This is a genomic window from Amycolatopsis deserti (assembly GCF_014653945.1).
Lineage (GTDB): Bacteria > Actinomycetota > Actinomycetes > Mycobacteriales > Pseudonocardiaceae > Amycolatopsis_E > Amycolatopsis_E deserti.
Genome location: NZ_BNAU01000001.1, coordinates 979,943 through 1,006,804, shown reverse-complemented (window position 1 = coordinate 1,006,804; position 26,862 = coordinate 979,943). Strand labels below are relative to the sequence as shown.

The 26,862-nt window shown below is 72.4% G+C and carries 23 protein-coding genes and 1 pseudogene; 12 read left to right on the top strand and 12 right to left on the bottom strand.

Annotated features, from left to right (window positions below):
• Positions 1-84 precede the first annotated feature (84 nt).
• Complete coding sequence (locus IE290_RS04785; protein WP_191243235.1) at positions 85-666, top strand: helix-turn-helix domain-containing protein; 582 nt, start codon at positions 85-87, stop codon at positions 664-666.
• A gap of 47 nt (positions 667-713) precedes the next feature.
• On the opposite strand, the gene IE290_RS04780 is transcribed toward IE290_RS04785, so the two are convergent.
• The 3 genes and pseudogenes from IE290_RS04780 to IE290_RS04770 all read right to left on the bottom strand — a co-directional run bounded on the left by IE290_RS04780 (position 714) and on the right by IE290_RS04770 (position 3,070).
• A complete protein-coding gene (locus IE290_RS04780) occupies positions 714-1,121 on the bottom strand; it encodes a VOC family protein (protein WP_191243234.1) in 408 nt (135 codons plus the stop codon).
• Positions 1,122-1,194: 73 nt separating this feature from the next.
• A pseudogene (locus IE290_RS04775) lies at positions 1,195-2,055 on the bottom strand (LLM class flavin-dependent oxidoreductase).
• 1 nt (position 2,056) lies between these two features.
• Entirely contained in the window at positions 2,057-3,070 is a 1,014-nt protein-coding gene (locus IE290_RS04770; RefSeq protein ID WP_191243233.1) for an aldo/keto reductase, read from the bottom strand.
• 95 nt (positions 3,071-3,165) lie between these two features.
• Here IE290_RS04770 and IE290_RS04765 point away from each other — a divergent pair, with 95 nt between their 5' ends.
• Entirely contained in the window at positions 3,166-3,735 is a 570-nt protein-coding gene (locus IE290_RS04765) for a TetR/AcrR family transcriptional regulator (RefSeq protein ID WP_191243232.1), read from the top strand.
• Between the two features lie 22 nt (positions 3,736-3,757).
• Here the strand turns inward: IE290_RS04765 and IE290_RS04760 are convergent, their stop codons facing one another.
• Entirely contained in the window at positions 3,758-4,222 is a 465-nt protein-coding gene (locus IE290_RS04760) for a MarR family winged helix-turn-helix transcriptional regulator (protein ID WP_191243231.1), read from the bottom strand.
• A 158-nt stretch (positions 4,223-4,380) separates the two neighbouring features.
• On the opposite strand from IE290_RS04760, the gene IE290_RS04755 reads away from it, so the two are divergent.
• Both IE290_RS04755 and IE290_RS04750 read left to right on the top strand, forming a co-directional pair.
• A complete protein-coding gene (locus IE290_RS04755) occupies positions 4,381-5,565 on the top strand; it encodes an MFS transporter (protein ID WP_191243230.1) in 1,185 nt (394 codons plus the stop codon).
• Positions 5,566-5,585: 20 nt separating this feature from the next.
• On the top strand, positions 5,586-6,419 hold the full coding sequence (locus IE290_RS04750; RefSeq protein ID WP_191243229.1) for an aldo/keto reductase: 834 nt from the start codon (positions 5,586-5,588) through the stop codon (positions 6,417-6,419).
• Between the two features lie 19 nt (positions 6,420-6,438).
• On the opposite strand, the gene IE290_RS04745 is transcribed toward IE290_RS04750, so the two are convergent.
• Positions 6,439-7,086, bottom strand: coding sequence for a response regulator (locus tag IE290_RS04745; protein WP_191243228.1), 648 nt, complete (start codon positions 7,084-7,086; stop codon positions 6,439-6,441).
• A gap of 207 nt (positions 7,087-7,293) precedes the next feature.
• Entirely contained in the window at positions 7,294-8,847 is a 1,554-nt protein-coding gene (locus IE290_RS04740; RefSeq protein WP_191243227.1) for an AMP-binding protein, read from the bottom strand.
• 65 nt (positions 8,848-8,912) lie between these two features.
• On the opposite strand from IE290_RS04740, the gene IE290_RS04735 reads away from it, so the two are divergent.
• Genes IE290_RS04735 through IE290_RS04720 form a run of 4 tightly spaced genes read left to right on the top strand, consistent with a single transcriptional unit; the run spans position 8,913 to position 11,890 of the window.
• Positions 8,913-9,437, top strand: a complete 525-nt coding sequence (locus tag IE290_RS04735) for a 2'-5' RNA ligase family protein (protein ID WP_191243226.1) — start codon at positions 8,913-8,915, stop codon at positions 9,435-9,437.
• A 55-nt stretch (positions 9,438-9,492) separates the two neighbouring features.
• On the top strand, positions 9,493-10,053 hold the full coding sequence (locus tag IE290_RS04730) for an NADPH-dependent FMN reductase (RefSeq protein ID WP_191243225.1): 561 nt from the start codon (positions 9,493-9,495) through the stop codon (positions 10,051-10,053).
• Positions 10,054-10,070: 17 nt separating this feature from the next.
• A complete protein-coding gene (locus IE290_RS04725; protein WP_191243224.1) occupies positions 10,071-11,048 on the top strand; it encodes an ATP-binding cassette domain-containing protein in 978 nt (325 codons plus the stop codon).
• A complete protein-coding gene (locus tag IE290_RS04720; protein WP_191243223.1) occupies positions 11,045-11,890 on the top strand; it encodes an ABC transporter permease in 846 nt (281 codons plus the stop codon). Before IE290_RS04725 ends, IE290_RS04720 begins: the two co-directional genes overlap by 4 nt.
• Before the next feature lie 6 nt (positions 11,891-11,896).
• Here the strand turns inward: IE290_RS04720 and IE290_RS04715 are convergent, their stop codons facing one another.
• Positions 11,897-15,040, bottom strand: a complete 3,144-nt coding sequence (locus IE290_RS04715) for an ATP-binding protein (RefSeq protein ID WP_191243222.1) — start codon at positions 15,038-15,040, stop codon at positions 11,897-11,899.
• Between the two features lie 116 nt (positions 15,041-15,156).
• Between IE290_RS04715 and IE290_RS04710 the strand changes: the two genes are divergently transcribed.
• Positions 15,157-15,732: a TlpA family protein disulfide reductase gene (locus tag IE290_RS04710; RefSeq protein ID WP_191243221.1), complete on the top strand. Its 576-nt coding sequence runs from the start codon at positions 15,157-15,159 to the stop codon at positions 15,730-15,732.
• 120 nt (positions 15,733-15,852) lie between these two features.
• Positions 15,853-18,636, top strand: coding sequence for a hypothetical protein (locus IE290_RS04705; protein WP_191243220.1), 2,784 nt, complete (start codon positions 15,853-15,855; stop codon positions 18,634-18,636).
• Between the two features lie 246 nt (positions 18,637-18,882).
• Here IE290_RS04705 and IE290_RS04700 read toward each other — a convergent pair whose 3' ends face one another.
• The 5 genes from IE290_RS04700 to IE290_RS04675 form a co-directional block, all read right to left on the bottom strand.
• Positions 18,883-19,191, bottom strand: a complete 309-nt coding sequence (locus tag IE290_RS04700) for a hypothetical protein (protein ID WP_191243962.1) — start codon at positions 19,189-19,191, stop codon at positions 18,883-18,885.
• Positions 19,192-19,791: 600 nt separating this feature from the next.
• A complete protein-coding gene (locus IE290_RS04695) occupies positions 19,792-20,097 on the bottom strand; it encodes a hypothetical protein (protein ID WP_191243219.1) in 306 nt (101 codons plus the stop codon).
• Positions 20,098-20,439: 342 nt separating this feature from the next.
• Entirely contained in the window at positions 20,440-21,447 is a 1,008-nt protein-coding gene (locus tag IE290_RS38175; RefSeq protein WP_268246309.1) for an acetoacetate decarboxylase family protein, read from the bottom strand.
• Positions 21,448-21,586: 139 nt separating this feature from the next.
• Positions 21,587-23,284 (bottom strand): FAD-dependent oxidoreductase, encoded by a 1,698-nt coding sequence (locus tag IE290_RS04680; protein ID WP_191243218.1) that lies wholly within the window; start codon positions 23,282-23,284, stop codon positions 21,587-21,589.
• Positions 23,281-24,768 (bottom strand): flavin-containing monooxygenase, encoded by a 1,488-nt coding sequence (locus IE290_RS04675; RefSeq protein ID WP_191243217.1) that lies wholly within the window; start codon positions 24,766-24,768, stop codon positions 23,281-23,283. Before IE290_RS04675 ends, IE290_RS04680 begins: the two co-directional genes overlap by 4 nt.
• Positions 24,769-24,908: 140 nt before the next feature.
• Between IE290_RS04675 and IE290_RS04670 the strand changes: the two genes are divergently transcribed.
• Both IE290_RS04670 and IE290_RS04665 read left to right on the top strand, forming a co-directional pair.
• Positions 24,909-25,949: an AraC family transcriptional regulator gene (locus tag IE290_RS04670; protein WP_191243216.1), complete on the top strand. Its 1,041-nt coding sequence runs from the start codon at positions 24,909-24,911 to the stop codon at positions 25,947-25,949.
• 97 nt (positions 25,950-26,046) lie between these two features.
• A complete protein-coding gene (locus IE290_RS04665; protein ID WP_191243215.1) occupies positions 26,047-26,847 on the top strand; it encodes an alpha/beta fold hydrolase in 801 nt (266 codons plus the stop codon).
• Positions 26,848-26,862: the final 15 nt, after the last annotated feature.

Genomic DNA, 26,862 nt, shown 5'->3' with positions numbered 1-26,862 from the left:
CCGGTGCGGCGACCACCGTTACCGGGGTTCCCGGCGCTGGCGCGTCGTGACCGGGTCCGTTTTCCGCTGCGGCAGGATGGCGGGATGAACGACGGGGAGGTCTTCGACGCGGTCGGGCCGCGGCTGCGGGCGCTGCGCAGGCAGCGACGGGTCACGCTGGCCCAGCTGGCGGAGGCGACCGGGATCTCGGTGAGCACGCTGTCCCGGCTGGAGTCCGGGGGGCGGCGGCCGACGCTGGAGCTGCTGCTGCCGCTGGCGCGGGTGCACCAGGTGACCCTCGACGAGCTGGTGGGCGCGCCGGAGACCGGGGATCCGCGGGTGCACGCCAAGCCGGTGGTGCGGTTCGGGGTGACGATCCTGCCGCTGACCCGGCGGCCGGGCGGGCTGCAGGCGTTCAAGATGATCTACCCGCCCGGCAAGCCCTCGCGCGAACCGGACCAGAAGGTGCACGAGGGCTACGAGTGGCTGTACGTGCTCTCCGGCCGGCTGCGGCTGGTGCTCGGCACGCACGACGTGATCCTGACACCCGGGGAGGCCGCGGAGTTCGACACGCGGACGCCGCACTGGTTCGGCAACCCCGGCCCGGAACCGGCCGAGATCCTCAGCCTGTTCGGCCCCCAGGGCGAGCGGGTGCACGTCCGGGCCAGGACGAAGGGCGAGTCCTGAGCTCGCCTGTTAAAGCCGCGCCGTATAGGTCGTTATACACCTCGGTGTCAGCTCTGCACGACCGCCGGGTCCATCCACGCGATCTCCCAGGTGTGCCCGTCCAGGTCCTCGAAGACGCGCTGGTACATCTGCCCGAGATCCGTCGGGTCGCGGACCTCCCGGCCCCCGGACGCGACCGCCTTGTCCACCAGCGCATCGACGGCCTCCCGGCTCTCCGCCGACAGGGCGAGCAGCACCTCGGTGGACTTGGCGCTGTCGGTGATCTCCTTGTCGGTGAAGGTGCTGAAGAACTCGTTTCTCAGCAGCATCGCGAAGATCGTGTCGCTGAACACCAGGCAGGCCGCGTTCTCGTCGGTGAACCGCGGGTTGAACTCGTAGCCCAGGCCGGCCCAGAACTTCTTGGCGCGGTCCAGGTCGGCGACAGGCAGGTTCACGAAGATCATCTGTTTCGTCATGACCGCACCCTATGACCGGATCACCGCGGCACGCTTCTCCGATCTTGCGCTCATCTCCCGCTCCCCCGCACGCTCAGGCCGTGCCGCGGATCAGCTCCTCGGCGACCCATCGCGCGACGCCTGTGGGATACGGCGACGCCAGCCCGAGAACCACGTGGGTGAAACCGGCGCCGGTGGCTTCCGCGATCGCCTTCCGGGTCATGCCCGGCTCGTCGTAGGAGACGGGCAGGTGGATCGACCGGGTGATCGTCGCCGGGTCGCGGCCGATCTCGGTGCAGTAGCGGTCCAGCAGCGCGCTGCGTGCCACGGCATCGTCGAGGTCGCCGCCCGGGATGTTCCACACGTCGGCGTGCTCGGCCACCACGCGCAACGTCGCCTTCGCGCGGCCGCCGATCACGATCGGCGGGTGCGGGCGCTGGACCGGTTTGGGGTTGCCGGACGCGCCGCGGAGCCGGACGGCGGCGCCGTCGAAGTCGAACGGCTCCTCCTCCGTCCACAGCCGGCGGATCACCACGCACGCTTCGGCGAGACCCGCCACCGCGTGCTCGGAGCCGTGGAAGGGCAGGCCGTGCGCGTCGTACTCGCGGCGGGCCAGCGGGTGGCTGGGCCGCGAGCCGACGCCGATGCCGAAGTCGAGCCGCCCGTTCGAGACGATGTCGACGGTGGTGGCGATCTTGGCCAGCACGGCGGGCGGCCGGAACCGGTTGCTGGTGACCAGGAGCCCCAGCCGCAGACGGGCCGTCTGGGCGGCCAGCGCCGAGAGCAGGGTTCACCCTTCGAAGACCGGCCCGCCCGGATCGCCCGCGATCGGCAGCAGGTGGTCGAACAGCCAGGCGTGCTCGATCTCCGGGATGGCGTCCGCCTCCCGCCACACACGCCGGATGTCGTCGTAGCCGGCGTGCACGGGCGCGGTCATGATGCCGAAACTGGGCATCTCAGCGGCGGCGCAGCGACGGGTCGGCCAGCGCCGGGCGGGTGTCGACCTTCTCCTCGGGGGCGAGGTCGACCCCGGGCGCGACGATCGAGTCGATGGCGTCGAGCACGTCCGCGGACAGCACGGTGTCGGCGGCGGCGAGCTGCGAGTGCAGGTGCTCCAGCGTGCGCGGGCCGATCAGGGCGCTGGTCACGGCCGGATGCGCGAGCACGAAACCGAGCGCGAGCTGGATCAGGGTCAGGCCGGCCTCCTCGGCGACCTTCGCCAGCTGCTCGACGGCTTCGAGCTTGGCCCGGTTGACCGGCAGGGTGGTGTCGAAGCGCTCCGGCATCTTCGCCGAGCGGTTGGTGCGGAACTCGCGGTCCGCCCGGATGGCGCCGGAGAGCCAGCCCGACGCGAGCGGACTCCACACCAGCACGCCCAGCCCGTACTGCTCGGTGACCGGCAGGACGTCGGCCTCGACGGCGCGCTGCAGGATCGAGTAGCCGGGCTGCTCGGTGACGTACCGGCCCAGGCGGTGCTCACGGGCGGCCCACTGGGCCTGCACGATGCGGTAGGCGGGGTAGGTCGAGGACCCGAAGTAGCGGATCTTGCCGGCGCGCTGCAGGTCGGTCAGGGCCGACAGGGTCTCCTCGTCGCTGGTGGCCGGGTCCCAGCGGTGGATCTGGTAGAGGTCGACGTGGTCGGTCCCGAGACGGCGCAGGCTGTGGTCCAGCTCGGCGACCAGCCAGCGGCGCGAGGCGCCGCGGTGACCGGGATCGTCGTCGACCGGCAGGCCCGCCTTGGTGGCGAGCACGACGTCGTCGCGGCGGCCCGCGATGGCGCGGCCGACGATCTCCTCCGAGCCGGGGTAGAAGTCGGCGGTGTCGATCAGGGTGACGCCGGCCTCGAGTGCGGCGTCGACGATGGCGTTCGCCTCGTCCTGGGTGGTGCGGCCGATCGCGCCGAAGTTCATCGCGCCGAGCGCGAGGGCGCTGACCCGTACGCCCGTCCGGCCCAATGTGCGGTACTGCATGGCGGTGTCTCCTCTAGGATGGGCAACCGGAACGTTGCTCCGCTACCGACCATACGGAACCTCGTTCCGCTTAGCAAGGTGCAGAGGAGACGTGCGTGGCCGACGAGGAGAAATCCACCCGGACCAAGCGGGCCGACGCCCGGCGGAACGAGAAGGCGCTGCTCGACGCGGCGGCCGCGGTGTTCGTGCGGGCGGGCGTGGACGCGCCGGTGCGGGACATCGCCGCCGAGGCCGGGGTCGGCGTGGGCACGATCTACCGCCACTTCCCCACCCGGGCGGATCTGATCATCGCCGTGTACCGGCACCAGGTCGAAGCGTGCGCCGTGGCCGGCCCGGGACTGCTCGCGAACAGCGCGAGCCCGTACCAGGCTCTGCGGAAGTGGATCGAGTTGTTCGTGGACTTCCTGGTCACCAAGCACGGCCTGGCGGGGATGCTGCAGTCCGACGAGGCCGGCTTCCAGTCGCTGCACGCGTACTTCCTCGACCGGCTCGTCCCGGTGTGCACCCAGCTGCTCGACGCGGCCGCGAGCGAGATCCGCCCGGGAATCGAGGCGTACGCCCTGATGCGCGGCGTGGGAAACCTGTGCATCGGCGCGGAATCCGACCCCCGCTACGACGCGCGCCGCCTGGTGGACCTGCTGATCGCCGGCCTGCGCCGCACCTGACCGGTCCCCGCCGCACGCGCCGTCAGGCACGCCCCGCGGGCGCGGGAACCTCCAGCCCCTGCAACGCGGTCACCAGCGGCGCCAGCTCCGGCAGCTCCTCCGCCGCCGCGAGTGCCTCCGTCAGCGCGCGGTCGTGTGTGGGCCGCGCGGCGTCCAGCAGCTCCCGGCCCGCGGCGGTCACCTCGGTGTAGATCCCGCGCCGGTCAGTCGGGCACAGGTACCGCTGCAGCAGCCCGCGGTCCTCCAGCCGGCTCACCAGCCGCGTCGTCGCGGACTGGCTCAGCACCACCGCACTGGAGAGCTGGTTCATGCGCAGGTGGAAGCCGTCCTGCCGGGACAGCACCTCCAGCACCGTGTACTCGCTCACGGACAGCTCGTGCTCCCGCTGCAGCGCGCGCTCCAGCCGGTCCTCGATCCGCGCGTGCAGCGCGGCCAGGGTCCGCCAGCCGTGTGCGCGGGCTTCGACCGCGTCGTCGGGCAGTGACACGTTTCACCTCTTCCGCCAGGCCTCTCAGCCTACCCGCTGAGTCCTTGCCTGCTAGTGTAGCCCCCGTTGGCAATAACCCGCGTGTGCAACTATTGCCAAGGCCGGTAACAACACAGCGCGGGTAGTTGACGAAAGCTCTCCAAGACTCGAGGAATCACATGCCTGTCGCCCTCATCGCGCTGGCCATCGCCGCCTTCGGCATCGGCACGACGGAGTTCGTGATCATGGGCCTGCTGCCCGAGGTCGCCACCGACCTCGGCGTCTCGGTACCCACGGCCGGGCTCCTGATCTCCGGATACGCCCTCGGCGTCGTGGTCGGCGCGCCCCTGCTCACCGCGCTGGGCTCGAAAGTGCCGCGCAAGACCGTCCTGACCGGCCTGATGGTGTTGTTCATCGCGGGCAACGTCGTGTCGGCCATCGCGCCCGGATACGGTCTGCTCATGACCGGCCGCGTGGTCGCCGCCCTCTCGCACGGCGCGTTCTTCGGCGTCGGCTCGGTCGTCGCCGCCTCGCTGGTGCCCACCGCGCGCCAGGCGAGCGCGATCGCGATCATGTTCACCGGGCTGACCGTCGCCAACGTGCTCGGCGTGCCCGGCGGCACCGCGCTGGGCCAGCAGTTCGGCTGGCGCTCGACGTTCTGGGCGGTGGCCGGCCTCGGCGTGATCGCCCTGCTCGGCGTCGTCGCGCTGGTCCCCCGCCAGCCCGTCGCCGAGGACCAGAGCCTGCGCAGCGAGCTGGCCGTGTTCCGCCGCCCCCAGGTGTGGCTCGCGCTGGCGATGACCGCGCTCGGCTTCGGCGGGGTGTTCGCCTCCTTCACCTACGTCGCCCCGATGATGACCGACGTGGCCGGCTTCTCCCCCGGCGCGGTGACCTGGCTGCTCGTGCTGTTTGGCGGGGGCCTGGTGGTGGGCAACCTGGTCGGGGGCAAGGCCGCCGACCGCGCGCTGATGCCGAGCCTGTACGTCATCCTGGCCGCGCTGGCCGTGGTGCTCGTCGTGTTCGTCTTCACCGCGCACGAACAGCTGCCGGCCGCCGTCACGATCGCGCTGTTCGGCGCCGCCGGGTTCGCGACCGTGCCGCCGCTGCAGGCCCGCGTGATGGCCAAGGCCGGGGACGCCCCGGCGCTGGCGTCGGCCGCGAACATCGCGGCCTTCAACCTCGGCAACGCGGGCGGCGCCTGGCTCGGCGGGCTCGCGATCGGCCACGGCCTCGGCTACACCGCGCCGAACTGGATCGGCGCGGCGCTGGCCGCCGCCGGGCTCGGCGTCGCGCTGGTCTCCGGCGCGCTCGACCGGCGCCCGGCACCCCGGACGCAGCCGGAGATCCCGGCCGTCCACCGTTGAACGACCGCGAAAGGAAACACATGACCGCCATTCCCACCGTCGAACTCAACAACGGCGTCCACATGCCGCGGGTGGGCTACGGGGTCTTCCAGGTCCCCGCGGACGAGACCACCCAGGCGGTCACCGCGGCGCTGGAGGCCGGCTACCGCAGCATCGACACCGCCACCGCCTACGCCAACGAGGCCGCGGTCGGCAAGGCGCTGGCCCAGTCCGGCATCGCCCGCGACGAGCTGTTCGTCACCACCAAGCTGTGGAACGCCGACCAGGGCTACGACGAGACGCTGCGCGCGTTCGACAAGAGCATGGCCGAGCTGGGCCTGGAGTACCTGGACCTGTACCTGATCCACTGGCCGGTCCCCGAAGCCGACCGCTACGCCGACACCTGGCGCGCGTTCGAGGCGCTCTACTCCGACAGCCGCATCCGCGCGATCGGCGTGTCCAACTTCCAGCCGCACCACCTGGACCGGCTGGCGCAGGAGAGCCAGATCGTGCCCGCGGTCAACCAGATCGAGCTGCACCCCTACCTGCAGCAGGCGGAGCTGCGCGACTACCACGCCCGGCACGGCATCGTGACCGAGGCGTGGAGCCCGCTGGCCAAGGGCGGCGAGCTGCTGGCCGAGCCGGCGGTGACCGCGCTGGCCGGCAAGCACGGCCGCACCCCGGCGCAGATCGTGCTGCGCTGGCACCTGCAGCTGGGCAACGTGGTGATCCCGAAGTCGGTGACGCCGTCGCGGATCACGGAGAACCTCGACGTGTTCGGCTTCGAGCTGGACGACAGCGACCTCGCGGAGCTGGCGAAGCTGGACAAGGGCCTGCGCACCGGGCCGGACCCGGACACCTTCAACGTGCGCTGACGCGCGTGCCGGGCCGCCGCTACCGGCGGCCCGGCAGGTCCCGGCGCAGGCTCGTGGCCAGCACGGCCGCCTGGGTGCGGCGCTGCATCCCGAGCTTGTGCAGCAGCCGCGACACGTAGTTCTTCACGGTCTTCTCCGCCAGGAACATCCGCTCGGCGATCTCGCGGTTGGTCAGGCCCTCGCCGATCAGGTCGAGCAGCTTGCGTTCCTGCTCGGACAGCCGGGCCACCGCGCCCGCCGGAGCGGCCTCGTCCCGGATGCGGGACATCAGCGCCGAGGCGGCCCGGTTGTCCAGCAACGACTTCCCGGCCCCGACCTGCCGCACCGCGGACACCAGTTCCATGCCCCGCACGTCCTTCACGACGTACCCGCCGGCACCGGCGAGGATCGCGTCCAGCATGGCCTGCTCGTCGGTGTAGGACGTGAGGATCAGGCAGTGCAGCCCGGGCATCCGGGACCGCAGCTCCCGGCACAGCTCGATGCCGCTGCCGTCGGGCAGCCGCAGATCGAGCACCGCCACGTCCGGCCGTACCGCCGGGATCCGGGCGAGCGCCTCGGCCACCGTCGAGGCCTCGCCCACCACGGTCAGGTCCGGGTCGGCGTCCACGAGGTCGGCGACACCGCGCCGCACCACCTCGTGGTCGTCCACCAGGAAGACCGTGGTCATCGCCTCACGTCCTCATCGGTAGCGGCGGCGGTCCCGCAGCGGATCGGTCTCCAGCATCACGGCCTCGAACTTCTGCAGGCTCACGGTGAAGACCAGCATCACGATCGGTATCAGCAACATCAGCCACAACATTCGTGCCCCACCCCTGCCTAGTGTTCGTTGCCCATCGGCTACCCCGGCGGGTGGACCGCTAACCCGGGCCGTTACTCATCGGATATGTCGTTCGTGACCCGCCCACACCTGCTCACGCAGCACGTACTTGCGGATCTTGCCGGTGGAGGTCTTGGGCAGCGGGCCGAACACCACCCGCCTCGGTGCCTTGAACCGGGCGATCCTCCCGCGCACGAACTCGACGATCTCCTCCGCGGTCGCCTCCGCGCCGTCCTGCAGCGTGACGTAGGCCACCGGCACCTCGCCCCAGTGCTCGTCCGGCGCGGCGATCACGGCGACCTCCAGCACGGCCGGGTGGTCGGCGATCACCTGCTCGACCTCGACGCTGGCGATGTTCTCGCCGCCGGAGATGATCACGTCCTTGCCGCGGTCCCGGAGCTCGACGTAGCCATCCGGGTGCATCACGCCCAGGTCGCCGGTGCGGAACCAGCCGTCCGGCGCGGCCTGCCGGGTCGCCTCCGGATCGCGGAAGTAGCCGAGCATGACGTTGTTGCCCCGCACCGCGATTTCGCCGGTGGTGACGCCGTCGGCGGGCACGTCCGAACCGTCCTCGGCGACGACCCGGGCCCGGCAGGACACCAGGTTGCCCACGCCCTGACGCGCCTTGAGCCGGGCCTGCGCCGCCGTGTCGAGCGTGTTCCACTCCGGGCGCCAGTCGCAGATCATGATCGGCCCGAAGGTCTCGGTCAGGCCGTAGAGGTGCGTGACGTCGAAGCCGAGTTCGCCCATGCGGCGCAGGATCGCCGGGCTCGGCGGGGCACCCCCGGTGGCGACGCGGACGGGGTGCGCGACCGGCGCCGCCTCCGGCGCGTAGGCGAGCATGGACAGCACGGTCGGGGCGCCGTTGAGGTGCGTGACGCCCTCGTCGCGGATCAGCCGCCACACCCGCGCGGGCTCGACCTTCGGCAGGCACACGTGCGTCGCCGCGGCCGCGGTCACCGCCCACGGGAAGCACCAGCCGTTGCAGTGGAACATCGGCAGCGTCCACAGGTGCACCGCCGAGGGCGTGAGCCCGGTGTGCCCGACCATCGCCAGGGCCTGCAGGTAGGCGCCGCGGTGGTGGTACATCACGCCTTTCGGGCGACCGGTCGTGCCCGATGTGTAGTTGATCGACAACAGGCCGCGTTCGTCGCGCGGCGCCTCGGCCCGCGGGGTGGCGCCGGCGAGCCGCCGCTCGTAGTCCTCCCCCGCGCGGACGACCTCGACGGGGTGGGCCAGGCGGGCGAGCACGTCGGCGGCGAGCTGGTCGAACACCGGGTCGTGCACCAGCACCGCGGCCTCGCAGTGCTCGAGGATCCAGGCGATCTCCCCGGCGGACAGGCGCGTGTTGAGCGCGACCAGCGGCACCCCGGCCCACGGCACGCCGAAGTTGGCCTCCAGCAGCACGTGCGTGTTCGGGGCGAGCACGGCGACCGGCCGTCCCTGGGCGAGCGGCGCGAGGACCCCGGCCAGCCGCCGGCACCGGTCGGCCAGCTCGGCGTAGGTGAAGCGCCGCTCCCCGTCGACCACCCCGACCCGGTCACCGTGCGCCGCCTCCGCCCGGTCCAGGAAGGACACCGGCGACAGTGGCTCGAAGGACAGCTCCGTCACGCGATCGAGCGTATCCCCCGCGAGATCGTTTCCGCTGCCTTCGCAATCCGCGGTAGAACCGGTCCATGACCGAGCGGGGACGCAGCGTGCTGGCGATCCCGGTGCCGGCCGCCGACCCGCTGCTGGCTCGCGCGGCCGAGCAGTCGCCGGGCGCGCGCCGGGGCCTGCCCGCGCACATCTCGCTGCTGTACCCGTTCCTGCCGGCCGCCGAGCTGGACGAGACCGCCGTCGCCACGCTGACCGGGCTGCTCGAGCCGCAACCCGAACTCCAGGTCCGGTTCGATCGCTGCCACCACCACGGCGGGTTCGTGTACCTGCGGCCCGAGCCGCCGCAGCCGCTCATCGCGCTGATCGCGGCCCTGCGCCGGCAGTGGCCCGGCGTCCCGCCCTACGACGGCCGGTTCGGTGACGACGTCGGCCCGCACCTGACCATCGCGATCGGCGTGAGCCCGCGAGAGGCCGCCGCGCTGGTGCGGTCGGTCGACGCCGCGCTGCCGATGGCCGCCCGGCTCACCGAGGCGTGGCTCGCCGTCTTCGACGGGACCTGGCAGCCGCGAGGCCGGTTCCGGTTCCGCGACCCCGCCCGCTAGATCGGATCCAGCGGGCGATCTCGCGCCTCCCGGTCGAGAACGGGAGGAGGCCGCCATGGAGGACGTCCTGAGGGTCCTGGCCCTGATCGGGAGCACCCGGGAGGGCCGCGCCGGTCAGCGGATCGGGCGGTGGTTCGCCCGCCAGGCCGGCGAGCGCGGCGACCTCGACCTGGCGGTGGTGGACCTGGCGGAGTTCGACTTCCCCGCCCGTTACCCGGCCCGCGCGACCCCGGCGATGACGGCGTTCACCACCGAGATCGACCGCGCCGACGCGTTCGTCGTCATCACCCCGGAGTACAACCGCAGCTTCCCGGCCTCGCTGAAGCAGGCGATCGACTACGCCTACGACGAGTGGCACGCCAAACCGGTGGCGTTCGTGTCCTACGGGTGCCGCTGCGCCGGGCTGTACGCGGTCGAGCAGCTGCGCGTGGTCTTCACCGAGCTGCACACCGTGACCCTGCGCAACACCGTCAGCTTCAACCTCTTCGACACCGGGCCCGACGGCGGCCCGCGTGACGAGGCCGTCCGCCACGCGGTCGGCCCGATGCTCGACCAGCTCGTCTGGTGGGGCCACGCGCTGCGCGCCGCCCGCCGGGCCCGCCCCTACGTGGCGTGACAAGGAAGGAAGGGACCATGAGCGACCTGGCGATCGAAACGTCCGGGCTGGTCAAGGTGTTCGGCAAGACCCGCGCCGTGGACGGCGTCGATCTGGCCGTGCCCGCCGGCACCGTGTACGGCGTGCTCGGGCCCAACGGCGCGGGCAAGACCACCGCGGTGCGGATGCTGGCCACCCTGCTGCGGCCGGACGGCGGGCAGGCCCGCGTGTTCGGCCACGACGTGCTGCGCGAAGCCGACGCGGTGCGGCAGCGGGTGAGCCTCACCGGCCAGTACGCCTCCATCGACGAGGACCTGACCGGCGTGGAGAACCTGGTGCTGCTGGGCCGCCTGCTCGGCCACCGCAAACCGGCCGCGCGCCGCCGCGCCGACCAGCTGCTGGAGGCGTTCGGGCTGACCGACGCCGGCGGCAAGCAGGTGAAGAACTACTCCGGCGGCATGCGGCGGCGCATCGACATCGCCGCGAGCATCCTGCGCACCCCGGACGTGCTGTTCCTGGACGAGCCGACCACCGGCCTGGACCCGCGCAGCCGCAACCAGGTGTGGGACATCGTGCGGATCATCGTCGCGCAGGGCACCACCGTCCTGCTCACCACCCAGTACCTCGACGAGGCCGACCACCTCGCCAACCGCATCGCGGTCATCGACCACGGCAAGGTCATCGCCGAGGGCACCCCCGGCGAGCTGAAGGCCTCCGTGGGCGCGGGCTCGATCCACGTCCGCCTGCGCGACGGCGCCCAGCGCGCCGAGGCCCAGCGGGTCATGGCCCGCGCGCTGGGGTCCACTGTGGAACTGGGCGGCGACCCGGTGTCGCTGACCGCGCGGATCGGCGGCGGCGAGTCGGATCTGGGCGCGGCCGAGCACGCCGCCCGCGCGCTGTCCGATCTGACGCAGGCCGGCATCACCGTCGACGACTTCTCCCTCGGCCAGCCCAGCCTCGACGAGGTGTTCCTGGCGCTGACCGACCACCCCGCGGAACAGGAGGCAGCGGCATGACCGCCACCACGACCGACACGACCCCGGCCTACACCCCGGCCGCCGAGAGCCTGCACGCCGTGCTCGACGCGGGCGAGCAACCGCAACGGCCCAGCGCGTTGTCGGCGTCGCTGACGTTCGGCTGGCGGGCGATGCTCAAGATCAAGCACGTGCCCGAGCAGCTGTTCGACGTCACCGCCTTCCCGATCATGATGACGCTGATGTTCACCTACCTGTTCGGTGGCGCGCTGGCCGGGTCGACCACCCAGTACCTGCAGTTCCTGCTGCCCGGGATCCTGGTGATGAGCGTCGTGATGATCACGATGTACACCGGGCTGGGCGTGAACATCGACATCGAGAAGGGCGTGTTCGACCGGTTCCGGACGCTGCCGATCTGGCGGCCCGCGGCGCTGGTGGGCGCGCTGCTCGGGGACATGGCCCGCTACAGCATGGCCTCGGCGGTCATCCTCGCCGTCGGGCTGGTCCTGGGGTTCCGCCCGGCCGGCGGCGTCGGCGGCGTGCTCGCCGGGGTGGGGCTGCTGATCGTGTTCTCGTTCGCGTTCTCCTGGATCTGGACGATGTTCGGGCTGATGCTGCGCACCGAGAAGTCGGTGATGAGCGTGAGCATGATGGTGCTGTTCCCGCTGACGTTCCTGTCCAGCGTGTTCGTCGACCCGGCCACCATGCCCGGCTGGCTGCAGGCGTTCGTCGACGTCAACCCGGTGACGATCCTGTCCGACGCGGTCCGCAGCCTGATGGCGGGCGCCCCGGACGGCAGCGCCATCACCTGGACGTTCATCGTCAGCGGCGCGCTGCTCGCGGTGTTCGGCACGCTCACGATGCGGCGCTACAACCGCAAGTGAGCCGGTCTACAGCCGCCAGGTGATGCCGGGCTCGCCCGGGTCGTAGCGGCAGCTCGCGCCGGTGGAGACGGTCGCCCGCAGATGCTCGGCGAGCTGGGGGTGGCGACCGTCCAGCCGGCGCAGCGTGTCGCGGATCCGGGCGGTCACGGTCTTGCGGGCGCGCTCGGCCTCGTCCCCAAGGCGCCGGGTGCGCCCGCCGAGACCGGCGGCGGCCCGCAGTTCCGCCAGCAGAGCCGCCCGCTCGGTGTCGAGCCGGGCGGCCTCGTCGTCGTCGCCGCGGGCGGCCGCCGCGTCGATCTCGTCGTCCAGGACGGCCAGACGCCGCCGGTAGGCCGCCTTGGCGGTGTCGTCGAGGACCTCGTCCCCGCCCAGTCGGCGCGCGGCCACCACCACCTCGCCGCCGGCCGGGTCGAGCAGCCGCACCGCCGGCACGTCGGTGCCCGGGTGGCTGAGCAGGAAGTGCAGGTCCCGCAGTCCTTTCGCGTCCGGCAGGTGCAGCGTGCGACCCGCCAGCGCGAGGGTCCACGTCGTGTCGGTGAAGCGGAACTCGCCGGTCGCGGCGGGCCGGTCGCCGCGGGCGCGCAGGCGGCGCACCCGTTCGGGCACGTGCCGTAGGCCCAGCTCGGCTGCCTCCGCGGCGATCGCGTCCAGCAGGGCGGCGGCCTCGGCGTCGTCGCCCGGCGCGGCTCGGTCCAGCAACGCGGCGGCCCGCGCGAGACGGGCTTCGACCACCCACGGCCGGGCCCGCATCGCCTCGGCGGACCGCTCGGCCGCGTGGTAGCGCTCCAGCGCCTCGTCCCACCGCTGTTCGGCAGCGGCCAGCCTGCCCAGCCACAGCGTGACCGGCCCGCTGATCTCGAACCCGAACACCGACACCAGCCACTGCCCGTCGTAGGGCAGCAACGCCTCCCGGGCCCGCTGCGCCATCCGGGAGTCTCCGGTCGCGGCCGCGGTCTGCGCCTGCAGCCGCAGGAACATCGGCAGGTACGAGCGCGGGAACGGCGGCCGCTCCCCCAGGCCGGCCAGGTACTCGGCCGCGGCGGCCGCGTCCCCGCGCTGCGCCGCGGTGGTGGCCTCCAGCAGGCCCGGGTACGGGTGGTCGCCGGGGCCGAGCGCGGCGTGGAACTCCGCCAGCTCGTCGAACCGGCCCTGCTGCAGCAGCAAGGACCAGCGGTGCTGCCGGAGCATCGGCAGGAAGTGGCTGTGGTGCACCTGTTCCTGCGTCGTCACGACGCCGTCGAACAGGGCCTCGGCGTCGGCGAACCGGCCCTGGAACCCGGCCAGGATGCTCTGGTCGATCTGCGCGCCGAACTGCATCCGGCGCGAGTCGCCCTGCTCGGCGAGCGCGACGAAGGCCCGCATCTGGTCGAAGTAGCGCGGGTCGCCCATCTCCAGCAGCGCGACCCAGCGCAGCGAGGTGGCGTACTGCTCGGTCTCGGTGTCCCCACTGCGGTGGGCGACCTCGGCCAGCTCCGCCATCAGCGCCTCGCGCTCCGCGGCGGTGCCCAGGCCCCAGATCGAGTCGTGCAGGGTGGACAGGCTGAAGCCGAGCGCCTCGTCGTCGCCGTCCTCGCGGGCCAGCATGCCCAGCTGGACGATCACCTCGCGCGCCCGGTCCTCCAGCGGGCGCTCGGCCTCGCCCGGCCCGATCAGCGCGTGGTGCGCCTCGGCGATCAGCCCGGCTTTCAGGTCGGCGCGCTCGGCGTCGTCGCCCCAGCGGTAGGCGGTCAGGGCGACGCGGGCCAGCAGCTCCGCCTCACCCAGCGCCCTGGCCTGGGCGGTCGCCTCCTCGAACACCGCCCAGCCCTCGGCGGTCTCGTCGGAGTGGTGCAGCTCGCCGCCCAGCTCCAGCAGCACGAGCACGCGCCGCCGCGGCTCGTCGGCGATCTCGGCCGCGCGGCGGAAGTGCCCGATGGCCTCCTCGAACGCCATCCGGCCGGAGGCGGCCCGCCCGGCGGCGACGAGCAGGCCGACCGCCCGCGACGGCGGCACCAGCGGGACGGCGAGGTAGGCGTGCCGGGCGGCCTCGGCCGGGAGGATCCGCTCTTCCAGCGCCGGGTTGCCCGCCAGCGCGGTGACCACCGCGGCGTGGCGTTCGCGGGCCTCGTCCTCGCCGAGCGCGTCGTAGAGCGTCTCGCGCACCAGGTCGTGGGCGAAGGCGAACCGGCCGCCGCCGCGCACGGTGACCAGCCGCGCGGCGACGGCCTGGTCGAGAAGCCGGTCGGCGGGCGCGGCGGGGATCGCGGCCACCGCGGCCAGCACCTGGCGGTGGAACTGCTGGCCGAGCACCGCGGCGGTGGTCAGCAGGCCGACGACGGGGTCCGGCAGCAGCGACAGGCGGCGGCGCACCGCGTCCCGCACGCCCGGCGCGATCGCGGTGACCGATCCGCCGCTGTGCCACAGGCGCGCGGCCTGCTCGACGAAGAACGGGTTGCCGCCGGTGCGGCGGTGGACCTCGGCGACGACGTCCTCGCCCGGGGTCTCGCCCACGGTCCGCGCGATCAGCCGGCCGACCTCGTCCGGTTCCAGGCCGGTGAGCGTGATCGTGCGGGCCTTGGCGACCAGGGAGGACAGCAGCGGGCGCAGCGGGTGGTCGGCGACCTCGACCTCGGCGTCGCGGTAGGTGCCGAGCAGCAGCAGCCGCTCGAACCAGGTGTGGCCGGCGGCGAACTCGAGCAGCTTGAGGGACGCGGTGTCGGCCCAGTGCAGATCGTCGAGGGCGACCACGACCGGGCGGCTGTGCGAGGCGGTGACCAGGGCGCTGGTGACGGCGTCGTAGAGGCGGAACCCGTCCGGCGTCTCCCGCGGGTCCGCCTCGCCGAGCAGCACGGCCAGCCCGCCGCCGGCGTCCCGCTCGATGGCGGCCCACTCGTCGGCGGTCGCGGCGCGGCGCAGCCCGCGCAGCACCTGGACCCACGGCCAGTAGCCGGGCGCGCTGCCGGAGTCCCAGCAGGCGCCGCCGAGGACGAGCGCCCCGAGGCGGCGCGCCTCGTCCGCCGCACCGGTGACCAGGGTGGTCTTGCCGATCCCGGGCTCGCCGGTGACGAGCACCAGCCCGCCGTGGCTGTCCACGGCCCGCCCGAGCTCGGCGCGCAGCAGGCTCACCGGATGAGCGCGGCCGATCAGCGCGGGTTCGAGGTGGGTGTCCATCGCCCCTGACGCTAGCGCGCCGATGTCCGTATTGTCCGCCGGTTAACGGTTCCCGCGAGCCGTGTCCCCGGCGGGTAGCGGTTTTCAGGCTCGCGGGGTCCGAATAGCCTCACGGCATGAACTGGGGACGGCTCCGGGCGGCGGGAGCGCTGCTGGCCGCATCGTTGGCCATCGCTGTGTCCGGTTGCTCCGCGGAGACGAATGCCGGCACGTTCCACTTCGTCTCCCCCGGCGGGCAGACCCGGATCTTCTACCAACCGGACGAGCGGCAGCGCATCGCCAACCTGACCGGCCCGAGCGTCACTGAGCCGGAGTCGGCACTGTCCCTCGACAGCTACTCCGGCCGAGTGGTGGTGCTCAACGTGTGGGGGTCGTGGTGCCCGCCGTGCCGGACGGAAACCCCCGCCCTGAAGCGGCTGTCCGAGACGTATCCCGACGTCGCGGTCCTGGGGGTGAACGTGCGCGACGACCGGGACGCGGCCGCCGACTTCATGCGTGCCTTCGACGTGAACTACCCGTCGCTGTTCGACGAATCCGGGCGGATTCTGCTGAACCTCCGCGGTATCCCGCTGTCGGCGGTGCCCGTGACTCTCGTCGTGGACAAGCGCCAGCGGGTGGCTTCGGTCTTCCTCGGGGCGGTGCTCGACACCGACCTCCACCCCGCCCTGCGGGAAGTCCTGGCCGAACACTGACCCGGCGCCCGCCGGTCCGCGGATAACGGTTCCGGGCTGTTCATCCGCGCCGCCTTTACACCCGGGGGCCACCGCCACCACACTCCACGCAGTACTTGCGGATCCGCTGGGGAGGCGAGGATGCGCTGGCGTGAGCTGCTGCCCAGGGCGGGCGAGGTCCCGGGGCGGGGCGGAGCGGGACTGACCGCCGTCGCCGCCCTGGTGCTCGCCGCTGCCGGGGCCGGGGTCTACCTGGCCTTCGCCGAGGACGCCGGCATCGTGGGGCGCGAGCTCGGCGGGCGAGCGCAGCCGCTGCCGTTCCCGCCCGGCACCGCGGCCACCCTGTGGTGGGACTTCGCCCTGATCGCCGGTTACGGGCTCGCCATCCTGCTCGGCACCACCGCCGCGCTGTGGGTCACCCAGCCGCACACCAGAACGCACGAAGTCGCCCGCTTCGCCCGCATCGCCGGGCTGGTCGCCGTCATCTCCGACGTGCTGGAGAACGTGCTCCTGCTGGTCGCCACCCGCAACCCGGACCCGGTCCTGCTGGAGTTCGCCACCGCGGCCGCGGTCACCAAGTTCGCCGGCCTGCTCCCGGCACTCCTGCTCGCCCTCTACGGCATCGCGCTCACCCTGATCCGGTGCGTCCGGCCGGCGAAGCGCGACGTGCCCGCCGGCGTGTGCTCGGCCGCGCTGAAACCCGACGACCCCGACGGCGCCTGCGACGAAGGCGAGGCCACCGCGAGCACCCGCTGGCGCAACGGCTACCGCCTGCCCCCGGGCGAACCCACCGGCGGTACCGGGTTCTGCCTGTCCGGCGGTGGGATCCGCTCGGCCAGCGTCGCGCTCGGCGCGCTGCAACCGCTGCGGCAACGGCTGCTCGGCGCCCAGTACCTGGTGTCGGTGTCCGGCGGCGGCTACACCGCGGGCGCCCTCGTCCAGGCCCTCACCACGGCCGCCGACCCGAAGCAGGCCCCGCCCGGCGAACCGGTCGCCACCCCGGAGACCGCGTTCGGCCCGGGCAGCGTCGAGGAGGACCACGTCCGGCGGCACGTCAGCTACCTGGCCAACACCCCGGCCGAGCTGCTCACCGCCCTCGGCGTGCTGGCCCGCGGTCTGCTGCTGTCGCTGTTCCTCGTGTTCGCGCCGGCGGTGGTGCTGGGCGTGGTCACCGGCTGGCTGTACCGGCAGGTGCCGCTCACCGTCTTCCCCGCCGACGGCGGCTACCCGGCGCCCCGGCCCGGCGCGCTGCTTTCGCTCGGCCTGACCCTGGTGGTCGCCGCGGTGGTCTCCCTGGTGGCCCGCTGGATCCCGCCGGCCAGGCTGCTGCTGCGCCAGGTCGCGCGGCGCCTGTCCAGCCGGCTGGCGTTGCTGGCGGCCCTCATCGCGCTGCTCACGCTCGGCCTGCCCGCGCTGGCGTGGCTGGCCGACCGCCTGCTCACCCTGACCCCGCCCACGGTCGCCCTGGGCAGCCCGTTCGCCGCGCTGCTGCTGACCTACGTGTCCACCCTGGCGGCCATCGGGTGGCGCAACCGCAAGGTCGTGACCAAGGCCCGCGACTCGCTCGACGCGGTCACCGCGGCGCTGCCGACCAGCCTCACCCAGCGGCTGCTGGTGATCGTCACGATCACGGTCCTGGCCCTGGCCTGGCTGCTGCTGTTCGCGTCGGTGATCACGCCGCTCGGCGAGCCGGACCTGCTCTGGGCCGCGCTGGGCCTGGTCGTCGTGCTGGTCGTGCTCGGCGGGCTGATCGACGAGACGTCGCTGAGCCTGCACCCGTTCTACCGGGAACGGCTGGCCTGCACCTTCGCCGTGCGCCGGATCCGCCGTCCGGACGGGCAGGTCGTCGCCGCGCCCTACCCCAGCACCGAACGCAGTTCGCTCGCCACCTACGGCCACGCCGCGGGTTTCCCACGCGTGGTGTTCGCGGCCGCGGCGAACCTGACCGGCGAGGGCCGCACCTCCCCCGGTCTCGACGCCGTCTCCTACACGATGAGCAGCGGCTGGGTCGGCGGCCCGGACGTCGGGTGGATCGAGACCGCGCGCCTGCAGGAATCGGTGCCGGGCCGGTTCCAGCGGGACCTCACCGTGCAGGGCGCGGTCGCGATCAGCGGCGCGGCGTTCGCGTCGTCGATGGGCCGCGCCTCGCGCTGGTACCAGATCCTGCTCGCGCTCTCCGGGGCGCGGCTGGGCACCTGGCTGCCCAATCCGGACGTGCTGCTGCGCTGCCCGCCGCGCACCGACCGCGCCGCCTGGGCCTATCCGCCGCTGCCGCACGCCCGTCGGCTGCCTTACCTGCTGCGCGAGGTGCTGGGCATCCACTCGCACGCCGACCGGCTGCTGCACGTGACCGACGGCGGGCACTACGACAACCTCGGGCTGGTCGAGCTGTTCCGCCGCCGCTGCACGACGATCTACTGCATCGACGCCGGGGCGGACTCCCCGCCGTCGGCGAGCGGGCTGGCCTCCGCGCTCGCCCTGGCCACGCAGGAGCTCGGCGTGCGGGTGACGCTGGACGACCCGTGGCGGGCCGAGCCCGGCGGCGGCGAACCGCTCGAACCGGAGCACCCGCTGAGCGCTCTGAACAGCAGGTTGTCGGAGAGCCCGGTGATCACCGGGACGATCCACTACCCAGCGGAGAGCGGGCAGGCCGGCGTGGGCCTGCTGATCGTGGCGAAGGCGCTGCTGTGGCGGGACCTGCCGTACGAGCTGCTGTCCTACGCCGCGCACCACCCGGAGTTCCCCCGCGACGGCACGAGCGACCAGTTCTTCGACGACAGCAAGTTCGGCGCCTACATCGAACTGGGCCGTCAGCTCGGCAAGTACGTGGTCACCCGCGAGCTGCCCGCGGCGGCGGACCTGCCGGAGGTAACGGAGGGTACCGGCGTGCCCGACGGAGTCGCGCCACAACCGGCCGGAAGCTAGAATCGCGGGCACGACGAAACACCCGCATTCGCCTCGAATACGGGTGCTCGTCGTTGTTCTACCCGAAGAACACCGGGTGCGGACGGGAATTAGTACCAGTAATTCCCGTCCGCACCCGTTTTTTCCGTGACCGGCCGGCTCTCACCCAGAAAACCGTCCCGGGCCATCCGGAGTGCAGTCAGACCGCACCGGGACTTCTCGGCCGGATCAGGGTCGGTCGACCCGGGGCCCCGTCGGGGTCCGGTGTCAGTTGTCGGCCTCGGCGATGCAGGTGTCCGGAGCGGAACCCGACTCGGCCTCGGAGGCGCCGGTCAGGATCGGCACGGTCAGGCCCACGCCGTTCAGGGCGTCGGCGACCTGGACGCCGAGCACGTTGACGTTGTTGTCGCAGACACCGACGTTGTTGTCGTTGAGAACGTCGTCGACGTTGATCAGACCCAGCTGACCCGTGTCGCCGCCGTCGTCCCATCCTCCGCCCTGGGTGGCGAAGGCCGGGGAACCGATCATCATGAAACCGGCCGCAGCAGCGGCAACAATTGCGGACTTCTTGAGCACCTTTTTATTCCCCATCAACTCGACTACAGTTCCGCCGCGACGAGACTTCCGTCGCGAGCACGGCAGACATTATCAGTCGGCACGGCACCTCGAAAGCAAATGCACGAGCGCGCCGCCATCACCCGGACGAACGACGTTTCGCTCCCCCCGAACCGGTGTTCCGCACCCCCATGCGCGATGCGCTGCGATTATCCGCTTGTTTCACTCGCAAAAGTATTCACGGCGCGTGATCAAGCCCGCGTGCCCCAGGTTGCACAGCGTCTAAACCCCTCGATCAGGTAGAAACGTGAGCACTCTGCGTGAGGTGAAGAGATCGGGCAATTAGCCCGGCCGTGTGACTTACCGGCATGTCATTCGGCTACTGGAGCGCTCTGAGAGGGCCCCGACTGGGTGCCGGGCTGGGCCCGCCACGGTGCGCCGGCACCGTTCCGGGGCATGAAAAAACACCCGCACTCGAATGCGAATGCGGGTGTTCGTGTTTTCCGCTACCCGGACAAAAGCGGGTGCGGACGGGAATCAGTACCAGTGATTCCCGTCCGCACCCGTGGGTGGTACCCGGACCGGCCGCGCCGGTTCAGGATTGTGCCCGCGGCGGCAACCTCAGTTGTCGGCCTCGGCGACGCAGGTGTCCGGGGCTTCGCCGGAGTGGGCGCCCGAAACACCGGACAGGATCGGCACGGTCGCGCCGACGCCGTTCAGCGCGTCGGCCACCTGGACGCCCAGGACGTTGACCTGGTTGTCGCAGACACCGACGTTGTTGTCGTTGGCGACGTCGTCGACGTTGAGCAGGCCCAGCTGGCCGGTGTCGCCGCCCTCCTCCCACGAGCCCTGCGTGGCGAAGGCCGGGGAGCCGATCATCAGGAAACCAGCCGCGGCGGCGGCAACAATTGCGGTCTTCTTCAGCACTCTTTCAATCCGATCGCTCGGGTACAGTTCCGCTCGCTGCGGGTGACCCCGGTCGCGAGCACGGCAGACGCTAGCAGCCGCTTGTGCTGGTGGAGGGCAATTGCGCGGCCCGCGCCGGGCTCACCCGGACGAACGACGTTTGAGACGGTGCCGAAGTGCCGTGAAGTAGCCGCAAGTTCATGCGCTGCGACAACGCGAGCGAAAAGCCGTCACCGGACGTGATCAGGTCGGGCGAGAATCGGCCGCGCCGCCGTTAAACCCCCCGATGCGGTGGAGTCGTGGCGACGGTCGGTGATCAGATTCGCGTGGCAGATTAGACCACCAGGGTGACTTACAGGCGTGTCATTCGCTGTCCGGGCCACCGCCGAAGCGCATCCGGAAGTCCCGGGCGACCAGGCTGAGCAGCGGACGGCGCCCCGCCAGGAACGCGAGCGGCCCACCCGCGCCGACCCGCCACGCCGATCGAGCCACCCCGAGCCGAGCCGCCACCCGCACCGGGCTGCGCTTGGGCCCCCGCTGCAGGACGGAGAAGGCCAGCGGCACCCGCAGGGGCAGCACGTGCCGCCGCCGAAACTCCGCCCGGGCGAGCAGTTCCCCACCGGCGCGGGCCTCGGCGCTGAACACCGCCCCGGCTATCGGTTCCACACCGGCTCGGGCCTCCCCGCCGGGCTCCGTCCCGGCGACCGACTCCACACCGGCACCCGCCTCCGCGCCGAGATTCGGCCGATCCAGCGGGTTTCCACCGCTGAGGGCCTTCCCGCCGGGCTCGCGCCCTGCCAGGTAGTCCCAACCAGCACCAGCTCCCGCGATGAACCCCGGCCAGGTCTCCTGGCCTCCGCCCGGCCCGATCACCGGGTCTCCACCAGCGCGGGCCTTCTCGCCGGGCTCCCGCCCAGCCAGCTGGTCGCCACCAGCACCGGCCTGCCGGCTGGACTCCAGCCCAGCCGGCGAGTCTCCACCGGCGCGAGCCGCCCCGCCCGGCACCCGCTCCCCTCCGGCGCGGTCTTCCGCACTGCTGTCCCGCCCCTCGGTGAGCGTGAACTCGGCCAGGTCCTTCGGGATGTGCCACAGCGCGCGGCCTCCGGCGAGCGAGGCCGGGCTGTCCACCCAGATGTGCGGGATCGTCACGGTGAGCCCGCCCCGGACCACCACCGTCACCATCAGCTCGCGGTAGGACAGCACCCCGGGCGGCTGGTAGTCGACCCACGCGGCGAGCACCAACGCCCGCCCGGCCACCGTCAGCGGCCGCACGCCGGGCGGCAGCTCGGGCAGCTCCCCGACGGGGACAACCCAGGCGGAGACGTGCATGTCGCCGCGCAGGTGCCACGGCTCGGGCGGGTAATCGGACATCAGGCGGACCTCGAATCGGGATGACACAACAAGTACAGCTCAGAGACGGGCGGCAGGGCACGGTTCTCTAGGAGCCAGCCGGCACCAAGGCCCAGAGCCGCGTGACCCGCAGGATCCGAGCCACCCCGGCCGCCGCGGCTCACACCGGCGTCACCGGCAGCCGCAGCGCGCCCGGCGCGGCCTCGGGCACCACCGGGTTCTTCGGCGCCACCGGAGCCACCCGGGCGTACGGCGCGCCCAGCGGCGGCCGCTGGTCGGGCTCGCCCTTGTTCGGCCACAGCGCGAGCGCCCGTTCGGCCTGGGCGGTGATCGTCAGCGACGGGTTCACCCCCAGGTTCGCCGAGATCGCCGAACCGTCCACCACGTGCAGGCCGGGATGGCCGTACAGCCGCTGGTAGGCGTCCACCACCCCGGTCTCAGGGGAGTCGCCGATCGCGCAGCCGCCGATGAAGTGCCCGGTCAGCGGGATGTTCGCGAAGTCGGTCCAGGCGCCCTGTGGCACGCCGTCGATCTTGGCCGCCACCCGGCGCGCGACCTCGTGCCCGGCCGGGATCCACGTCGGGTTCGGCGCGCCGTCGCCCTGGCGCGTCGTCATCCGGCGGCCGAACACGCCCCGCCGCGTGTAGGTGGTGACCGAATTGTCCAGGCCCTGCATCACCAGCAGCCCGACCATCTGCTCCGACCACCGCCGCGGGTTCAGCAGGCGCGGCAGCTCCCGCCAGTGCCGGACGAGCTCCCGCAACCCCAGCACCCACCGCCGGTGCCCGTCCCCGCCGTCCACCAGCACAGTCGCCAGCAGGCTCATCAGGTTGCTGCCCTTGCCATACCGGACCGGCTCGACGTGCGTGACCTCGTCCGGGTGCATCGACGACGTGATCGCCACCCCGTCGGTGTAGTCGGCCCTCCTGTCCCGCGAGCGCACCGCCAGGATCGCCTCCGAGTTCGTGCGCGACAGGTACCCCAGCCGCCGCGACACCTTCGGCAGCGAACCACGGTCGCGCAGCCGGTGCAGCAGCCGCTGCGTGCCCAGCGCCGACGCGGCGAACACGACCTGCTCGCAGGTGAACGTCCGGCGCCGCCCGCGCGAACCGGTACGGACCGTCGCCACCACGTACCCGCCACCGGGCCGCGGGCGCACGTCCACCACCGTCGTCAGCGGGTGCACCCGCGCACCCGCCCGCTCCGCCAGGTGCAGGTAGTTCTTGACCAGCGTGTTCTTCGCGCCATGCCGGCACCCGGTCATGCACGACCCGCAGTGCGTGCAGGTGCGGCGCGCCGGGCCGGCGCCGCCGAAGAACGGGTCCGGCACCTCCTGCCCCGGCCTCTGGTCGCCGGTCGCGAACAGCACCCCGACCGGCGTCGGCCGGACCGTGTGCGCGATGCCCATGTCCTCGGCCACCTCACGCAGCACCCGGTCGGCACGCGTGGTGCCCGGGTACTCGGTGACCCCGAGCATCCGTTTGGCCTGGTCGTAGTAGGGCGCCAGTTCGGCACGCCAGTCGGTGATGTGCGCCCACTGCTTGTCCTCGTAGAACGCCCGCGGCGGCTCGTACAGCGTGTTGGCGTAGACCAGCGACCCGCCGCCGACCCCGCTGCCGCTCAGGACGAACGTGTCACGCAGCAACGTCAGCCGCTGGATGCCGAAGCAGCCCAGCATCGGCGCCCACAGGTACTTCCGCAGGCGCCACGAGGTCTTGGCGAACTCGTCGTCGGCGAACCGGCGGCCCGCCTCGAGCACCCCCACCCGGTAGCCCTTCTCCGTCAGGCGCAGCGCGCTCACACTGCCCCCGAAACCCGAGCCGATGACCACCACGTCGTAGTCCAGCTCGCCGCTCATGCGCCGTCCCCTCCCGCCGTGACCGCGCGGTAGTCGTGCAGATCCAGGGCCCGGGTCTTCAGCCGGTACTGGGTGACCGTGCCGGGCCAGTTGTTCACGATGCGGCCCGCCTCGTTCCGGTACCAGCTGGAACAGCGGGTCCACACCGAGCGGCCGAGCTTGCGCTGCAGCACGGTGTCGAAGCGCGCGGCGACCTCGGGCTTGACGTCGAGCGCCACCCCCGGCCTGCCCGCCAGCGCGCGCACCGCCTGCACGATGTAGCGGGCCTGCGATTCGAGCATGTACACGATCGAGTTGCCGCCCAAGTTGGTGTTCGGGCCGTAGACCAGGAACAGGTTCGGAAACCCCGGCACCGTCATGCCGAGGTAGGCCCACGCGCCGTCGCGCCAGGTCTCCGCCAGCTCGGCTCCGCCGCGGCCGCGCACCGTCATCGGCACCAGGAAGTCGGTGGCGCGGAACCCGGTGCCGTAGACCAGGACGTCCGCCTCGTGCAGCACGCCGTCGGCGGTGCGCACGCCCTCGGGCACGATCTCCACGATCTTCTCGGTCTCCACCGAGACGTTCGGCTGGGTCAGGGCCGGGTAGTAGTCGTTGGAGAACAACGCGCGCTTGCACCCGGGCTCGTAGTCCGGGGTGAGCTTGGCGCGCAGCTCCGGATCCGGCACCTGGCTCTCCAGGTGCCTGCTCGCCAGCCGTTCCAGGTACCGGCGCACGGGCGGGAGGTCGACGAGCCCGAGCGAGAGGAACTCGCAGATCAGCCAGATGCGGAACCGCTCGATCTTCTGGGTGACCGGCAGGCGGCGGAACAGCGCGCGGTGCCACCGTTTGTAAGCCACGTCGTTCTTCGGCACGATCCACGGCGCCGAGCGCTGGAACACCGTGACGTGCCCGGCGATCCGCTGCAGCTTGGGCACGAACTGGATGGCGCTGGCGCCGGTGCCGATCACCGCGATCCGCTTGCCGGCCAGATCGGCGTCGTGGTCCCACGCCGCGGAGTGGAAAGCGGGTCCGCGAAAGGACTCGCGGCCGGCGATGTCCGGCAGCGCCGGCTGGGACAGCTGCCCCACCGCGGGCACCAGGACGTCGGCCTCGATCACCTCGCCGGCCTCGGTGCGCACGCGCCACCGGCCGCTGCGCTCGTCGAACTCGGCGGAGGCCGCACCGGTGCCGAAGCGGATCCGGCCGGTCACCCCGTACTCGCGGGCGACCTCCTCGAGGTAGGTCTTGATGTCGGCCTGCAGGGAGAACCGCATCGGCCAGTCGGGGTTGGGCCGGTGGGAGAACGAGTACAGCGGCGACGGGATGTCGCAACCGGCGCCGGGGTAGGTGTTCTCCCGCCACACCCCGCCGATCTCGTCCGCTCTCTCCAGGATCGTGAAGTTCGCGAAACCGGCGCGGACCAGTTCGGTCGCGATGGCCAGGCCACCGAAACCGGCGCCGATGATCACGACGGACGGCGGTCGGGGGGCGGTGCTGCGTGCCATGCTGCTCCTCGGCGGTGAGTGGGGCTACTCCACAGTAGGTGCTCCGGGTCACTTCCCCACAGAGACCACCGGCCAGGAAACCGAGATTTTCGGCCACCCCGCCCGCGCGCCGCCGACCGGCAGAATCCATACTTCCGGCCATGGCTCAGCTCCTGCCGGTCGCCGTCCGTGACTGGGACTTCCCGCGCGGCGTCGCCAGTGTCGCGCTGCTCGTGCGGTTCGGGGCCGAGCGCGGGGTGCCCCGGGACGCCCTGCTGCGCGGCACCGGGCTGCCGCCGTCGCGCCTGGACGACCCGGCGGCGCAGGTCGACGCGCACCAGGAGCTGGCGGTCGCGCGCAACCTCGTCCGGGAGCTCGGCGACCCGCCGGGCCTCGGCCTGGACGCGGGGGTGCGCTACCGGGTCGCCACGTTCGGCGTGTTCGGGTTCGCCTGCATCAGCAGCCCGACCCTGCGCGACGCGATCACCTTCGCCCTGCGCTACCTCGACCTCAGCTTCATCTTCTGCCTCCCGGTGGTCGAACTGGCCGACGACGAGCTGCGGTTCGAGCTGCGGGACGACGGCCTGCCGCACGACGTGCGCCGGTTCCTGCTGGAGCGCGACATCAGCGCCATCCACACGGTGCTGCACGACCTGTTGCCCGGTGGTCTGAACGTCCGGCGCCTGCGGTTCCGCTTCCCGGAACCGCCGAATCCGGCCCGGTACGAGGAGGTGTTCGGGTTCCGGCCGGCGTTCGGCGCGCCCGCGCACCACGTCGCCATCGACGCCGCGTCGCTGGAACGACCGCTGCCGCAGGCCAGTGAGCACACCGTCGCGCTGTGCGAGGCGCAGTGCCGTGAGCTGGTCAGCCGCCGCCGGGCCCGCTCCGGTATCGCGCAGCAGGTGCGGGACAAGCTGATCCGCGTCGGTGGCACGCTCGCGATGGAGGACGTGGCACGGGAGCTGAACGTCAGCACCCGGACGCTGCGGCGGCGGCTGGAGGACGCGGGCACCAGTTTCCGCGGCCTGCTCGACGAGGTGCGGCAGGCGCTGGCCGAGGAGATGCTCGCGACCGGGGCGCTGTCGGTGGAGGATGTGGCGCTGCGGCTGGGATACGCCGAGGCGTCGAGTTTCATCTACGCGTTCCGCCGCTGGACCGGCACCACCCCGGCTCGGTACCTGCGGGCCGGGAAACGGGACTGACTTCGCGTCCGGTTTCGACGGTGGGGAACGGCTCCAGGTGTCAACCGCGTGATTTCGGGGTAGATCAAGGGTCTCTTCAGCTGCGAGGAGGCCGCACATGTTGACGCTGCTCCAGCCCGCGCGCGAAGCGGGCGAAACGATCCGCACGGCGACCCGCGAGCACCTGTTGCTGGCGCTGCTGGACATCCCGCGACTACTGCGGCATCCGATCTGGCGGCCGGAGGACCCGGAGGAGGGCGCCGGGCTGGGTGTGGTGCTGGTGCCCGGTTTCGGTTTCGGCGACCGGAGCCTGACCCTGGCCAGCGCGTGGCTGAAAGCGCGCGGCTACCGGCCTTCCGGGTCACGGATCGGCCTCAACGTCGGGTGCACCACCGAACTGGTCGACCGCATCGAGGCGCGGCTGGAGCGGCACGCCGAGGACACCGGCGGCCGCGTCGTCCTCATCGGGCAGAGCCGCGGCGGCTGGCTGGCGCGGCTGGCCGCGATCCGCCGGCCGGACCTGGTGTGCGGGCTGGTGATGCTGGGCAGCCCGGTGCTCGACCCGCTCGGCGCGCACCCCAAGGTGGTTCGCGTGGCCCGCCTCCTCGCCCGGCTGTCCACTTTGGGCGTTCCCGGCCTGATGGACCCGGACTGCTTCACCGGGCCGTGCTACGACGAGAACATCAAGTCGCTGGCCGCTCCCCTGCCGCCGGAGGTGCCCGCGCTGGCGGTGTACTCGCGCGCGGACACGATCGCGCCGTGGCAGCTGTGCCAGGACCCCTACGCCGAGTGCGTCGAGGTCCGCAGTACGCACACCGGCATGGGCCTGGACCCGGACTTCTACGTCGCCGCCGCGCCGCGGCTGGCGCGCTGGGCGCGGACCCGCGAAACGAGCGGGGAGCTGTCGCAGGCGAGCTGAACCGGTCCGGCAGGA

Excerpts from the sequence above, each read along its gene's own strand:
- IE290_RS04735 (WP_191243226.1), top strand. The coding sequence starts at position 8,913 with ATGACCGAGCGGGGACGCAGCGTGCTGGCGATCCCGGTGCCGGCCGCC.
- IE290_RS04770 (WP_191243233.1), bottom strand. The coding sequence starts at position 3,070 with ATGCAGTACCGCACATTGGGCCGGACGGGCGTACGGGTCAGCGCCCTC.
- IE290_RS04785 (WP_191243235.1), top strand. The coding sequence starts at position 85 with ATGAACGACGGGGAGGTCTTCGACGCGGTCGGGCCGCGGCTGCGGGCG.
- IE290_RS04730 (WP_191243225.1), top strand. The coding sequence starts at position 9,493 with ATGGAGGACGTCCTGAGGGTCCTGGCCCTGATCGGGAGCACCCGGGAG.
- IE290_RS04720 (WP_191243223.1), top strand. The coding sequence starts at position 11,045 with ATGACCGCCACCACGACCGACACGACCCCGGCCTACACCCCGGCCGCC.
- IE290_RS04675 (WP_191243217.1), bottom strand. The coding sequence starts at position 24,768 with ATGGCACGCAGCACCGCCCCCCGACCGCCGTCCGTCGTGATCATCGGC.
- IE290_RS04780 (WP_191243234.1), bottom strand. The coding sequence starts at position 1,121 with ATGACGAAACAGATGATCTTCGTGAACCTGCCTGTCGCCGACCTGGAC.
- IE290_RS04750 (WP_191243229.1), top strand. The coding sequence starts at position 5,586 with ATGACCGCCATTCCCACCGTCGAACTCAACAACGGCGTCCACATGCCG.
- IE290_RS04680 (WP_191243218.1), bottom strand. The coding sequence starts at position 23,284 with ATGAGCGGCGAGCTGGACTACGACGTGGTGGTCATCGGCTCGGGTTTC.
- IE290_RS04715 (WP_191243222.1), bottom strand. The coding sequence starts at position 15,040 with ATGGACACCCACCTCGAACCCGCGCTGATCGGCCGCGCTCATCCGGTG.
- IE290_RS04670 (WP_191243216.1), top strand. The coding sequence starts at position 24,909 with ATGGCTCAGCTCCTGCCGGTCGCCGTCCGTGACTGGGACTTCCCGCGC.
- IE290_RS04745 (WP_191243228.1), bottom strand. The coding sequence starts at position 7,086 with ATGACCACGGTCTTCCTGGTGGACGACCACGAGGTGGTGCGGCGCGGT.
- IE290_RS04725 (WP_191243224.1), top strand. The coding sequence starts at position 10,071 with ATGAGCGACCTGGCGATCGAAACGTCCGGGCTGGTCAAGGTGTTCGGC.
- IE290_RS04665 (WP_191243215.1), top strand. The coding sequence starts at position 26,047 with ATGTTGACGCTGCTCCAGCCCGCGCGCGAAGCGGGCGAAACGATCCGC.
- IE290_RS04705 (WP_191243220.1), top strand. The coding sequence starts at position 15,853 with ATGCGCTGGCGTGAGCTGCTGCCCAGGGCGGGCGAGGTCCCGGGGCGG.
- IE290_RS04755 (WP_191243230.1), top strand. The coding sequence starts at position 4,381 with ATGCCTGTCGCCCTCATCGCGCTGGCCATCGCCGCCTTCGGCATCGGC.
- IE290_RS38175 (WP_268246309.1), bottom strand. The coding sequence starts at position 21,447 with ATGTCCGATTACCCGCCCGAGCCGTGGCACCTGCGCGGCGACATGCAC.
- IE290_RS04710 (WP_191243221.1), top strand. The coding sequence starts at position 15,157 with ATGAACTGGGGACGGCTCCGGGCGGCGGGAGCGCTGCTGGCCGCATCG.